The sequence below is a fragment of the Mycobacterium sp. genome (genome assembly GCF_019247615.1).
Classification (GTDB): domain Bacteria; phylum Actinomycetota; class Actinomycetes; order Mycobacteriales; family Mycobacteriaceae; genus Mycobacterium.
Genome location: NZ_JAFBAT010000318.1, coordinates 1 through 13,001 on the forward strand (window position 1 = coordinate 1; position 13,001 = coordinate 13,001).

The following is a 13,001-nucleotide window of genomic DNA, read 5'->3' on the forward strand; positions in this document are numbered from 1 at the left end:
GCTGGCCGACACCCCGCACACGCGGCCGGTGCCGGTATCCGGCGCGGCCTACTCCCCCGAGTCGGCGAAACGCTTCGGCCTCGAGGAGACCCGCTACGAGGGCCCGACCGGGATCGCCGGGGTGTTCCAGGACGCCTGCGTGGCCGCCGGGATCCCTGCTGTGACGTTCTGGGCGGCGGTGCCGCATTACGTGTCCAACCCGCCGAACCCGAAGGCGACGGTGGCCCTGCTGCGCCGAGTCGAGGACGTGCTGGATGTCGAGGTCCCGCTCGCCGACCTGCCGGCCCAGGCCGAGGAGTGGGAGCAGGCGATCACCGAGATGACCGCCGAGGACGAGGATCTGGCCGAATACGTGACGTCGCTGGAACAGCGGGGCGACGCCGAGGTCGACGTGAACGAAGCCCTGGGTCAGATCGACGGCGACGCGCTGGCCGCCGAGTTCGAACGCTACCTGCGCCGCCGCCGCCCGGGGTTCGGGCGCTGACCGTCGACTTGTTGGGCGGAAACGGCGGATTCGCCGCACACTACTCGACGTTGGACTCGACGTTGGATTCGGCGAACGACGGCAGGTCGGCCTCCGAGTCGCGGACCAGGGCGGTGTCGATCCAGGACATGTGCGCCGAGCCAACGTCGACGCCAAGGTTGGCGACCTCCAGCCGCAGCGCGTTGGCGAGGATCTCGATGCCGGCCTTCGACGCGTTGTACGGCGCCAGCCCGGGCGCCGCCGCATACGCGGCCAGCGACGAGACGATCAGCACGTAGCCGCGGCGGTCGATCACCGCCGGCAACGTGGCGCGCACGGTGTGGAAGACGCCGAGCACATGATGTCCAACACCCGCTTGAATGCCGCGGGATCCACCTGCAGCAGCGACCCGTAGCTGGCGATGCCGGCGTTGGCCGCGACGACGTCGATGCCACCGAAGCGTTCGACGGCCTGAGCGGCCGCTGATTGCGTGGCGGCCAGATCCCGCGCGTCTGCACCGCGGTCAGCACCCGGTCTTCGCCCAGTTCGGCGGCGAGCACACTCGCCTGAGGCCAGGATCGACTCCGCGCGGAATCGGCGCGGATGCCAGGTTTATTTCGTACCAACAAGTCCATCCCGCTGTTCTGCGGTGTGGATGTGTTCTCGGCGGAAACCGAGCCCCATGATTCGGCCCAGTAGCCGCTTGGTAAGCGCCGACCGACTCAGCAGCCGCAACATCCACAGCGGCGGGTCGGTCCTGCTCATCCGGGCCAGATTCGCTGTCTGGGCGCCTTGAAGCAGCTGCGCAAGCTTCGTCGGGGCCTCGCGGCGTTTCTGCACCGCATGAAGGTCCTTGTCCGTAACCACCCCGTTCCGCAACGGACCGGCAAGGGCGTTGGCGGTGGCTACCGCGTCGGCGATGGCGTAGTTAACTCCGATGCCGCCAACCGGCGACATCGCATGGGCGGCGTCGCCGATGCACAACAAGCCCGGTAGCCACCACCGTCGTAAGCGGTTGGCACGCACCGAGAGCAGCATGACTTGGTCCCAATCGGTCAGCGCGTTGAGGCTTGAAGCGAGGAAGGGGGCGGCCGCGGCGACCGTTAACCGGAACGCCGCCAGGCCCACGGTCTTGACCCGTTCGAAGCCGTCTTTTACGATGACTGCTCCGCACTGCCAGTAGTCACCGCGATTGATCGCGATGATGATCTGGCCGTCGCCGATGAAACCAAGCGTTTCAGGGGCCGACTCGTTGCGCGGTAGCCGGAACCACAGCACGTCGATTGGCATGGGAAATTCGGTGATCGGCAGTCCTGACTGTTCCCGGATGACCGACGATCGTCCGTCGCACCCCACAACCAAATCTGCGTGGATTTCTACTGGCCCGCTTGGGGTTTGGGCGGTCACGCCCGCGACCCGATCGCCGTTCCACAGCAGGCCGGTAACTTCCGTGTTCATCTCGAGCCGGAAGGAGCGGTAACGCTTGGCCTTGTCGGCTAGGAAGTTCAGGAAGTCCCATTGCGGCATGAAGGCGACGTACTTGCAGACGGTTGGCAGGCGGCGGAAATCGACGAGATCGAATGCCTGTCCTTTGAATCCGATGCCCAGCTGTTCCCTGCTCTGGTGTGGGACCTGGCACAGGAACTCATCGAGTATCCCGAGCTCGTGCATCAGCTCGGTGGTCGACGGATGAACGGTGTCCCCGCGGAAGTCGCGGAAGAAGTCACCGTGCTTTTCCACGACGAGGGTCGACACACCCGAGCGCGCGAGCAGATAGCCGAGCATCATCCCGGCCGGTCCGCCACCAGCCACGAGGCAAGTGGTCGTCCATACTTGCATCGGAACTCCTAGTACAGATCCCGTAACGACAAACAGCGGACAAACTCGAAAATCAACCGGCGCACGGTTTCTGAGGTGAAATCAGCGTTCATCGCCTCGCTCCCGCCAATGCCGTGCCGGCGCGTCGAAGCGCGACGATCCAGCTGTTCACGGTGGGGGCATCGACACGCTGAAGCGTGCCGGCTGGTGCGCCGAGATAGCGCTCGATCGCCTCGATGTGCGCGCCGTGGGTGGCGATCATCTCTTTGACGGTTGGGGCCCCCGGCGAGTCGGAGGCCACCGCTAGCAGCCGTTGAGCCATCGCGTCCTGCAGCGCCTGAACGAGGGCCACGATGATGGTGCCGGCGTGCTCGGGATAGGCGGTGGTGAACAGCTGCTCGTCGACACCCTGCTCGACAAGCACCGTCAGCAGCGGCGCCAGTCGTCTCGCCACGGCCCTGTCAACCTTGTGCCCGAATGCGATGTTCTCGGGTGCATACCACAGCGACAACATCGCCACTAATAGGTTATGGCGCGCGGACTTCCAGCGGATGACCTCGCTGAAGAAGCGGTGCAGCTTCTCGAGCGCACTCAGTTCGCGATCAGCGATGATCTGGGCAAGCATTCGCTCTGAGTCGCCTACCAGCCGCTCGGCGAGCGCCTCGATCACCTCGGGCTTGGAGCCGAAATAGTGGTAGAACGCCCCTTTGGAGATCTGCAGATCGTCAAGAATGTCCTGAATGGTCAGGCGCTCATAGCCTTTAGCCACGATTACGCGCTGAGCGGCATCCAGGATGGCGTCACGCCGCGCCGCACGCTCTGCAACATTTATCGTCCGAGCCACTGACTTCTGCCACACTATTATTAGACCGACGGTTGGTTTATTCAATGATGCCGGACTCCGGACCTGCGGTCAACTTCGCGCCTAGCGTTGTCCGGTGAAGCTCACGCGCCCGACGACGTCACCAACGACTCGCGGACATCATCGACAATCAGCCCACCCGACCCCAACGGCACGCAACTTCGAGGCTAGGGCCAGTATTCGTTCATGGGTTGGGCGAACCGGTCATTGTTGGTGAGCGGCGGCAGCCCGAGGGCCGCTTCGATGGTGCGCAGCAAGCTGTAGTGGTTGTTGTGGTTGTTGGCGACGAAGTGGCCTTGACGCATACCGGAATTGGGTGACGGGATCACGATCATCGGGACGTGATTGCCCTCGTTGCCATTGCCGAGAGACAGGTTGTTGTAATCCTCGTCCCACGTGATGAAGATGGCGGATCGCTGCGTCTGGAATGCGGGCGAGTTCAAAATCGTGGGCAGCGTCTCCGCGAGGAACTGGTCGCCGGCCCGCAGGTGGTACTGATGCAATGCGAGCTGGCCGATGACGAAGCGAATATCGTTGCACCCTTCCTGATTGTGGCACTCATCCGCGGCGAACCACACGTAGTTGGGGGTGGTGGCAGTCGACGCGAGGTCCGCGGCCATTCGCTGCAGCGGCAACACGTGCGCCTGGCAGCGCGGCGGGTTGGCGATGATGTCGTGGAAGGCGAGAAACGGCAGTTCTCCGGCGCTGTAAGGCCCCGCCGTCCCCGCGAAACATGGGCTGGGCATGGACTGCTCGTAGGCGGCCCATCCTTTGCCGGCCTTCTCGACGTTGTCGACGAGATTCGGTTGGTCGAAGCAGTCTTGGGGGCAGTTCCAACCCACGCCGAAATCCGACCCGCCGAGGATCGGATAGTAGTTAGGAAGGCTGGGATGAGTCAGGGCGAAGTAGTTCGATCCGTACCCGTACCGGTCGATCAGGGAGTTGATATATGGAGCATTACGGCTGCCCACAATGTCTTTCACGCCGTGGTTCTCCAGATAGACCATGAACACGTGATCAAGGGGGCCGACCTTCGACCCCGGCGGAGCGGGTGGCGGTGGCGGCGGCAGCGGAGCCCCGACGGTGAACGACAAGTTGTCGGCGTAGGCGTTGTTGTAGTTGCCCGGCGCCGGGTTGCAATCCTTGAGGGTCACGACGACGACCGCGCTGCGGGTGCCCGCCGGAATAAATCCAGTGTTCGAGCGTTGAAGGAGCGCGGTTTTGAACGCGCGCTCAACCACGCCCACCGGCCCGATCCTTGCCACACCGAGAGACGACTGGTTCGCCGCCAGGAATTGCACGGTAACGGACGCTTCGGACGGGTCGTCCAAGAAGCCTCCGAGCCACCCGCTCAGCGTGAAAGGCACTGTGCCGGTGTCGATCTGGCCCGCCGCGCCGCTGAGGTCGACGGATTGGCCCAATTGGGAAGTAGCCACATTGCCACCGCCGAAGAACTGAGCGCCGCCGTCAGGGGGGCCATCGCCCGGACGCGGAAATTGCAGGAGCTTAGGGAAAGGCGGCGCCGGACTGGACAACGGCGACGGGAAACGGCCGATGGTGCCGTATTTGACGACCGTGGGTGTGCCGTTCACCGACCAGCCCGGGATCGTCACCGAACTGTAGCCCGTCAACGACGGGTCGCCGAACTCGGCGCCGGGATTGACCAGCAGATTCGGACTCTCAACGGGGTTGGCGGCCGACGCGGGCACCGTGTTCATCGGGACCACCAACACACCGAGCGCGCCGACCGCGGCGGCCGTGCGGCGAAAGCGACTGAGCACCAGGCAAACACCTCTGCGGTTGACGCGCCACATACGCGTTGCTCCGTCGATGGTGGCGCACGACACGCCGTCCACCCAGATCGTTGCGCGAATCGACACTCAAGCGTTGCCGTTCGGTGACGGTCCCGCTCAGTGCGCCCGGTCTTGCTGGTCGGTGACCACGCTGCCGTCGGGCCGCAGCAGCGGCGCCCTATCGCTGTCGGGCCGCTCGAACCCCTGGCTCGCGCAGGGGTACGGCGGACTCGTCTGCAACGGATCGATGAACATCGGGTTGACAAGCCATCTTCCGTCCAGGTTGTCGTAGGCCCGGCACATCAACTCGATCTGGTTGCGGTTGATGACCAGGCGCAGCGCGGTGGCGTCCGCGATGAGCGTCACGTCGCCGTCGGAGTCGCCTGCCGCAAACACCTGGCGCTGCTGCGCGGGCAACTGCTCAAAGGCGGCGGTGCCCGTAATCCCATACACCTGTTCGTTCACCCGGCAGCGCTTGCCCTCGTTGTACGGCGTCGAGGGCTCCCCGCCGCAGAGCGTCAGACGCGAAGTCAGAACCTCACCGTCGTGCTCGGTGCGTAGCCCCATCGCCTTCTCGGCGGGAATGTTCACCCCCGCGGCCCACACCCGCAGAACCGGCTCGGGGGCGCCCGAGATGATTCGCACGTCAAAACCGTTGTCCTGCAGCGTGCCAACGAGGTCGCGCATCTGCGCGTAGTAGCGCATCCACCCGGCTCGACGGCTGCTGCCCACCACCTGCTCGGCGCCCGCGGGCGCATCGAGATTCTGCTTGCGCGCCGCCTCGGCGAATCCCGTCACCTCAGCATCGGTCCAGCCCGCAAGCAGTTGCGTGGACCACGCGCTCGTGGGGTTGATGCGGCGATGGTTGTAACCGGCGAATGCTTCGGCGCCCGTTCGTGTCCGGCGATCGCCGTGGACCGACAGCAGCTCATCGGCGCATCCAGCATTGGAGCCCGTGGGCAACGGCTGGCCGGGGGATGCAAGGCCACCGCACGCCGCCGCCAGTGCAGCGGCCGCTTGCCGAGTGAGGTATGGGCTCGTGGTCGTCCAATCCCCGCCGGGGGGTTGGCGCACCTTGGAGTTGCTCACCATCCAGAAGAACGTCGCGTCCCCGACGTCGCCCTTGACAATGGTGTTGTCCCAGTCGAACAGCGCCAGGTGTGCACCGCCTGCCGACTCCCGTTTGCCGCAGGTACCCAGGTCGCGGATCATCGCGTTGAGCCGGTCACGGTTATCGCCATACCACGCGGGGTCAGCGGCCAGTGTGCGACAACCGGTATCCGACGCTTTAGCGTGCGGATCCTCACCCGACCCGCCGCACCCGGACAGGGCCAGCGCGGCTGCGGTCAGCGTGTGCGACAGGAGCCGACGGCGGGAGGAGGCGTCAGCACGCAGCAGCGCGCGGTCCCGTATGCCGGACCATAATCCTTGCCGAGAAAGTTTAAGCCGCACAAGGCATCTGCGTTCGGACACCCACTACAGTTCCACTCCCAACAACGCGTCGACCGCCGTCGCGACCAGGGCCGGCGCCTCGTGGTCATGGCCGCCGTACTCGAGCGCGTCGGTGGCCCACCCATCAAGGGCCGCAAGCGCTTTCGGAGTATCCAAATCGTCGGCCAGATAGCGGCGCACCCGGGCGATGAGGTCGGTGGCATCCGGGCCGGCGGCCAGAGCCGTCGCGGCGCGCCAACGATGCAGCCGGGCGATCGCCTCGTCAAGCACTTGAGGGCTCCAGAAGCGGTCCCCGCGGTAATGGCCGGCCAGCAGGCCCAGCCGGATGGCCGCCGGCGGGACGCCGTGCGCGCGCAGCGTCGACACCAAGACCAGGTTGCCGCGGCTCTTGGACATCTTGTGCCCGTCCCAGCCGATCATCCCGGCGTGCACATAGTGCCGCGCGAATCGCCGCTCGCCCCGGACGCATTCGGCGTGCGCGGCGGTGAATTCGTGGTGCGGAAAAATCAGATCGCTCCCGCCGCCCTGGATGTCGAGGCCGCTGCCGATGCGACTGAGCGCGATCGCCGCGCACTCGACGTGCCAGCCGGGCCGGCCCTCCCCGAACGGCGACGGCCAGCTCGGCTCGCCGGGCCGCGCGGCCCGCCACAGCAGAGCGTCGAGCTCGTCGGTCTTGCCCGGGCGTTGTGGGTCGCCGCCGCGCTCGGCGGACAGCCGCAGCATCGTGTCGCGGTCGTAGCCGGACTCGTAGCCGAACTGCGGCGTGGCGTCAGCGCGGTAGTAGACGTCGGGGTAGTCGCACTCCAGAACATAGGCCGCTCCCGACGCAAGCATCTTCTCGACGAGTTCGATTACTTCGGGGATCGCCTCGGTCACCCCGACGTATTCGCGTGGCGGGAGTATCCGCAGCGCTGACATGTCCTCGCGGAAAAGCGCCACCTCCCGGTCGGCGAGGTCCCGCCAGTCGACCCCGTCGCGGCCGGCGCGCTCGAGCAAGGGGTCGTCCACGTCGGTGATGTTCTGGACATACTGCACGTCGTGACCGAGATCCAGCCATTGGCGGTAGATCAGGTCGAACGCCAGATACGTGGCGGCGTGACCGAGGTGGGTCGCGTCGTAGGGAGTGATCCCGCAGACGTACATGGTGGCTCGTGAGCCCGGCCGGGTTCCGGCCGCTACGGGGCGCACCTGCCGGTCGGATGTGTCGTACAGCCGTAGCTCCGGGCCGCGTCCCGGCAAGCTCGGAACCTGTGCCGAAGACCACGCCAGCATATCGTCGACTCTAAACGCCCCGGGACCTAGCGAAATTCCTGGCGGATCGCCCCAAGGATGATCGGCGCCAGCTCGGCGCGGCACATGACGAAGTCGGGCAGGTACGGGTCGAGTTGGTTGTAGCGCAGCGGCGAGCCGTCGAGTCGAGAGGCGTGCATGCCGGCGGCCATCACCACCCCGGCCGGTGCGGCGGAGTCCCATTCCCACTGCCCTCCAGCGTGCACATAGGCATCGACGTCGCCGTCGATGACGGCCATCGCCTTGGCCCCCGCCGAGCCGATGGCTACGGGCTGGATGTGCAGCGTCTCGCGCAGGCGGTAGAGGACCGCCGGTGGCCGGGTGGCGCTGACGGCTATGCGGATGGCCCCGGAACCGGTACCACGTGCCGGGCCGGCGGTCACGGTGTCGCTGCGGTAGACCGTGTTTCCGCGGGCCGGCAGCGCGACGGCCGCGTCGGTGATTTCGCGCCGGCCGTCGGTCGGGTAGCCCGTGGGACGCTGCCACAGCGCGATGTGCACCGCCCAGTCGTCGCGGCCCGGGGTGGAGAATTCTCGGGTGCCGTCCAGGGGGTCGATGATCCACACCCGATCGTGGTTCACGCGGGAGAGGTCGTCGTAGGCTTCCTCGCTGAGCACCGCGTCGCCCGGCCGTTCGGCGCGCAGCCGGCGCAGGATCAGGGCGTTCGCGAGGCTGTCCCCCGCGTCGCCGAGCGCCCACGGGTGGCCGAAGCCAACCTCCTCGCGCACCTTCAGCAGCAGCTCCCCCGCGTCCGCGGCAAGATCGGCAGCCAGTGCGGCATCCGTCATGTCCGCACCCGGGTTCACCGCTTCAGTATCGCCGACGGCGAACCGGGCTCTTAGACGTGTGGCGCCGACAAGCTGCGCTCGGTCCCCGCAAGCGGGTGGGGCTTACCTCCCTCTGGCTCCCTCTGGCTCCCTCTGGGGAGGCGCCCCGACCGCCGCGCTTGCGATCGCGGCTAGAAGGCGGGCCAGGGAATCGGTCGATGCCGGTTGGGCCCGGGCATGACCGGATTGTCGAGCAGCGCGAGCGCGCGCCTGCGCAGCGCGGCGATTTCCGCCCGTGTGATGTGCCCGGCGAGTTGGTCGCCGAGCGAAGAGGTCAGGGCGTCGGCGAGCCCGGCGACCGCTTCGAGGGCTTGGTCGTCCACCGGTTTTCCGGCCCAGCCCCACAACACGGTGCGCAGCTTGTTCTCCACATGCAGACACACCCCGTGGTCGACTCCGTAGATGTGGCCGTCGAGGTCGCGCAGGACATGGCCGCCCTTGCGGTCGGCGTTGTTGATCAGCACGTCGAACACCGCCATCCGCCATAATCGGATGTCGTCGGCGTGCATCAGGATGACCTCGTCACCGGCGTAGTCGTATGCCCGCAGGACCGGCAGATAACCCGGCTGGAGCTTGTCGGCCGGGAACAGGTCGACGAGGTCGGGGCCCGGTCTGGGCTCGGAGTCCGCCGTATCGCCGGGTTGCTCCACCCACAGCTGCAGCATGCCCGGGCCCGCGGGTCCGTGACGAATGATGGTGTGGGGCACGATGTTCCAACCCAATTGCGTCGACACCAGGTATGCGCCGAGTTCGCGGCCGGCCAGGGTCCCGTCGGGGAAATCCCACAGCGGCGCCTCCCCGGAGACCGGCTTGTAGACGCAGTGCACGCTGGAGCCGTCGAGCGTCGACTCACACAGGAAGGTGGCGTTGCTGGCCGAGCGGATGCGTCCGAGGACCGTCAGCTCGCCGTCCTGCAACACCTCACGATCGTCATGCCGGCTGTGCGCGTTATTCACTCGGGTCATCGTCAGGCCCGAGCAGCGCGCTGCGCTTGTAGCCGTTGGTGCGCGCGCAGATGTGGCCCTCCGGATCCAGCGGCTCGTCGCACAGCGGGCACGGCGGACGGCCTGCCGAGATGACGCGATTGGAGCGAGTCGCGAACTGCCGCGCCGACTCCGGCGTCAAGAACACCCGTACCGCGTCCGGGCCCTCCTCGGTGTCGTCGAGCACCACGGACGCGTCGAACTCGGCGTCGGTGACGGCGAGGAGTTCGACCACCACGGTCTGCGCCTCCGAATCCCAGCCCAGCCCCATCGTCCCCACCCGAAACTCGGCATCGACCGGTGTGATCAAGGGGTTCAAGTCGTCGATCTCCGCCGGCTCGGGAGGAACCGGTGTGCCGAACCTGCGATTCACCTCGAGCAGCAACGCCCCGATGCGCTCGGCCAGCACCGCGACCTGTTGCTTCTCCAATACCACTGACACGACGCGGGAATCGCCCACCGCCTGGATGTAGAACGTGCGATTTCCGGGCTGACCAACGGTGCCGGCCACAAAGCGGTCGGGTGTGCGGAAGACGTGAATTGCGCGGGCCATGGCACCTCCAAAATACCGGCTATTGCCCTCGCCGTGCGATTCGATTGCCCGGCTCCGCCGGTTTCAACCGGAATTGATCCGTCTTAGTCCGGGGAGCCGCCGACCACCGCGTCACTCGTCGCCACGGGCTGCGCCGCCCGGCTTTGCTGCTGTTCGGCCGGCTCGGGGGGAGCCTCGTCACCCTTGGAGTCGTCCTTCGGCGGGGGCCCCGCCCGCAATGCGGCGGCCAGCCGGGCACCGGTGTGGTTGACGTGCAAGACGAACGGCCGCAGCGGGGTGTACCGGATCACGCTCACGGACCCCGGGTCTGCAACGATGCGCTGAAACGCGTCCATGTGCATTCCGTACGCGTCGGCGACAACCGCCTTGATTACGTCGCCGTGGGTGCAGGCCACCCAGAGCGCGTCGGCGTGTTGCCCGCCGTCCTCCTCAGCCAGCCGCCGGTCGTGCCGGCGGATCGCGGCCACGGCGCGCGCCTGCACCTGCGCCAGGCCCTCGCCGCCGGGGAACACCGCCGCGCTGGGATGGGCCTGGACCACCCGCCACAGCGGTTCGTTCGTCAACTCGCCGATCTTGCGGCCCGTCCATTCGCCGTAGTCCACCTCGGCGAGCTGGTCGTCGATCAACGGCTCCATGCAGAGCGCCTCGGCGAGCGGCTCGACGGTGCGCCGGCAACGCAGGAGCGGCGAGCTGACCACCGCGCGGATGGGTAGGTCACCGATCCGATCGATAAGCCCGGCGGCCTGCTCACGCCCCTTGTCGTCGAGGTCGACCCCCTCCGACCGGCCGGCCAAAATACCGGCGGTGTTGGACGTCGAGCGGCCATGCCGAAGCAGGATGACGGTCATATGGCGGGCTTCACCCGCCAAGACGCCGCCGAATGCGCAGTCACGACGACGACCGTACCCGGTACGGTCGGTCAGGGCGGGGCATGACTAGTGGGAAGGCTCCGACCCGCAGCGCGCGGCTACGCCGCGCTTGCGATCGCCGCTGATGCGAATGGCGGCGACCCGCAGCGCGCGGCCACGCCGCGCTTGCGATCGCCTCTATCGGGACACGGGGACCGCACGCGCGACCGAGTCGCGGACCGCGGCGGTCAAGCTGCGCTCGTCGGTGAGGTCGATGTCGACCAGGCTGCGCACGGCCCGGGCCATCACCTCGTCGGCCTGCGGAACGGGGCCCGCGAGCCGCGGCCGGTAAACCTCGACGACGAGCGACCGGTGCTCGATGTGGAAGGAGAAACTGCGCCCATCACCGACTTGCCCGTACCCACTGGCAAAGATTCCCGTCGAGATGTCCTCGACAGCAAACTCTTTATCCGAGGTATGCCGGTCAGCGATGACGGTCATGACGCGACGATACCTCTCCAGTCGGACCGAATGTATGCAACATGGCCATATTGGATGCGAAACCGTTCCTTAAAATTTGACTCTACTCTTCATATCGCGAGGGAAACCGTTGGTGCGACGGCATCATGACCGCAAACGCCGACTTCAGCGGCGCGCCATTGGTGTCGTGCTTTTGCTAGTCGCGGGGGCGGCCGGTGCCGGCTGTTCCTCCTCGAAGCCACCGACGATAGCGCCCGCGCGGGCGGCGCAGTCACCACCGGTGGCGCAGAACCCGGCCGGCGAAGTGCGACCACTGGGCGGTGAGGCGGCGGCAGCGATCTTCGACAGCGGCACGCACCAGCTGGCCGTCCTGCTCCCCGGCGCGGACCCCGCGGCGCCCGGCAGCGTCACCGAGTTCGTGTACCCCCATGCCGCGCCACGAGTCGTGGGGCTGCCGGGCCCGGCGACCGCGCTGACGGGTGACGGCCGGGGCACGGCCTATCTGGCCGCCCGGGGCGGCTATTACGCGGTCGACATGTCTACCGGACACACGTCGCCAGTGAGCGTCGCCGGGGCCGAGCGGGCCGAGTTCACCGCCATCGCGCAACGCGCCGACGGCAAGCTGGTCTTGGGCAGCGCCGACGGTGCCGTCTATACCCTCGCCTCCCGGACACCCGGCGCGGACGCGACCGCGACCGTCGACCACCGAAACAAGATCTTCGCGCGTGTGGATTTCCTTGCGACGCAGGGAAATACGACGGTGGTTCTGGACCGCGGGCAGACGTCGGTCACGACGATCGGCGCCGACGGCGACGTTCAGCAGGCGCTGCGGGCGGGCGAGGGCGCCACCACCCTGGCTGCCGATCCGCTGGGCCGGGTCCTCGTGGCCGACACCCGCGGCGGGCAAATGCTGGTGTACGGCGTCAACCCGCTGATCCTGCGTCAGGCCTACCCGGTGCGGCAGGCACCGTACGGCCTGGCCGGATCGCGGGGGCTGACCTGGGTGTCCCAAACCGCGACGAACGTCGTCATTGGTTACGATCTGTCAACCGGAATTCCCGTCGAAAAGGTGCGATACCCAACCGTGCAGCAACCCAACTCCCTGGCCTATGACGAAACCACGGACACCTTGTACGTCGTGTCAGGGTCGGGTGCGGGTGTCCAGACCATCGAGCACGCGGCGGACGCCCGTTGAGCGCCGGGGCCGCGCCGCGGCGCAGCCGGCTGCCGGCGGGCTGGGACACCGAGATGTCCGACGAATACGAGTGGGTGCCGTTGCGCCTGCCGCCGGAGGTGACCCGGCTCAGCGCCTCCACCCGGCTCTCGATCGAAGCCGAATATCGTGGCTGGGAGCTGACCCGGGTTCGGCTGTATACGGACGGCAGTAGGCGGGTTCTGTTGCGCCGCAAGAAACCCCGGTTGGACGCTGCCGGCTCCGCTGGGCGGCGGCCCGACCAGCCCGCACTGTGATGTATCGGCTGGCGCGCCGACTCCTTTTCCTGGTCCCGCCCGAGCGCATTCACACGCTGGTGTTCGCCGTTCTGCGTGGCGTGACGGCCGTCCCCGTGCTGCGGCGGTTGCTGCACCGGCTGCTCGGGCCCCACGATCCGCTGCTGGCCAGCACGGTGTTCG

General features: G+C 67.2%; 13 protein-coding genes and 2 pseudogenes. 4 read left to right on the forward strand and 11 right to left on the reverse strand.

The window, feature by feature from the left end; all coding sequences use genetic code 11:
• A partial coding sequence (locus JO059_RS22320) for a PAC2 family protein (protein ID WP_293322837.1) occupies positions 1-484 on the forward strand: 484 nt, incomplete at its 5' end.
• Between the two features lie 67 nt (positions 485-551).
• On the opposite strand, the pseudogene JO059_RS22325 reads toward JO059_RS22320, so the two are convergent.
• The 11 genes and pseudogenes from JO059_RS22325 to JO059_RS22375 form a co-directional block, all read right to left on the reverse strand.
• A pseudogene (locus JO059_RS22325) lies at positions 552-1,032 on the reverse strand (SDR family NAD(P)-dependent oxidoreductase); the annotation flags it as partial.
• 43 nt (positions 1,033-1,075) lie between these two features.
• Positions 1,076-2,302, reverse strand: a complete 1,227-nt coding sequence (locus tag JO059_RS22330; RefSeq protein ID WP_293322839.1) for an FAD-dependent oxidoreductase — start codon at positions 2,300-2,302, stop codon at positions 1,076-1,078.
• An 88-nt stretch (positions 2,303-2,390) separates the two neighbouring features.
• Positions 2,391-3,140, reverse strand: coding sequence for a TetR/AcrR family transcriptional regulator (locus JO059_RS22335; RefSeq protein ID WP_366516250.1), 750 nt, complete (start codon positions 3,138-3,140; stop codon positions 2,391-2,393).
• 170 nt (positions 3,141-3,310) lie between these two features.
• A complete protein-coding gene (locus JO059_RS22340; RefSeq protein WP_293322843.1) occupies positions 3,311-4,924 on the reverse strand; it encodes an alkaline phosphatase family protein in 1,614 nt (537 codons plus the stop codon).
• A 129-nt stretch (positions 4,925-5,053) separates the two neighbouring features.
• The gene (locus JO059_RS22345) at positions 5,054-6,388 is read right to left on the reverse strand and encodes a haloacid dehalogenase-like hydrolase (RefSeq protein WP_293322845.1); all 1,335 of its coding nucleotides are present in this window, start codon (positions 6,386-6,388) and stop codon (positions 5,054-5,056) included.
• 24 nt (positions 6,389-6,412) lie between these two features.
• Positions 6,413-7,660 carry a cysteine--1-D-myo-inosityl 2-amino-2-deoxy-alpha-D-glucopyranoside ligase gene (mshC, locus tag JO059_RS22350; protein ID WP_293322847.1) on the reverse strand — a complete coding sequence of 416 codons (1,248 nt, stop codon included), beginning with the start codon at positions 7,658-7,660 and terminating at the stop codon, positions 6,413-6,415.
• Between the two features lie 26 nt (positions 7,661-7,686).
• Positions 7,687-8,466, reverse strand: coding sequence for an inositol monophosphatase family protein (locus JO059_RS22355; protein WP_293322855.1), 780 nt, complete (start codon positions 8,464-8,466; stop codon positions 7,687-7,689).
• A gap of 170 nt (positions 8,467-8,636) precedes the next feature.
• Entirely contained in the window at positions 8,637-9,461 is an 825-nt protein-coding gene (locus tag JO059_RS22360; protein ID WP_366516251.1) for an SCO1664 family protein, read from the reverse strand.
• On the reverse strand, positions 9,454-10,041 hold the full coding sequence (locus JO059_RS22365) for a DUF3090 domain-containing protein (protein WP_293322849.1): 588 nt from the start codon (positions 10,039-10,041) through the stop codon (positions 9,454-9,456). Before JO059_RS22365 ends, JO059_RS22360 begins: the two co-directional genes overlap by 8 nt.
• A gap of 83 nt (positions 10,042-10,124) precedes the next feature.
• Positions 10,125-10,889: a histidine phosphatase family protein gene (locus tag JO059_RS22370; RefSeq protein ID WP_293322851.1), complete on the reverse strand. Its 765-nt coding sequence runs from the start codon at positions 10,887-10,889 to the stop codon at positions 10,125-10,127.
• Positions 10,890-11,087: 198 nt separating this feature from the next.
• A complete protein-coding gene (locus JO059_RS22375; protein WP_293322853.1) occupies positions 11,088-11,390 on the reverse strand; it encodes a hypothetical protein in 303 nt (100 codons plus the stop codon).
• A gap of 157 nt (positions 11,391-11,547) precedes the next feature.
• Between JO059_RS22375 and JO059_RS22380 the strand changes: the two genes are divergently transcribed.
• The 3 genes and pseudogenes from JO059_RS22380 to JO059_RS22390 all read left to right on the forward strand — a co-directional run.
• Positions 11,548-12,564, forward strand: a complete 1,017-nt coding sequence (locus JO059_RS22380) for a hypothetical protein (protein WP_293322859.1) — start codon at positions 11,548-11,550, stop codon at positions 12,562-12,564.
• 53 nt (positions 12,565-12,617) lie between these two features.
• Complete coding sequence (locus tag JO059_RS22385) at positions 12,618-12,839, forward strand: DUF5703 family protein (RefSeq protein ID WP_293322861.1); 222 nt, start codon at positions 12,618-12,620, stop codon at positions 12,837-12,839.
• A pseudogene (locus JO059_RS22390) lies at positions 12,839-13,001 on the forward strand (dihydroorotate dehydrogenase (quinone)); the annotation flags it as partial. The gene JO059_RS22385 and the pseudogene JO059_RS22390, both read left to right, overlap by 1 nt.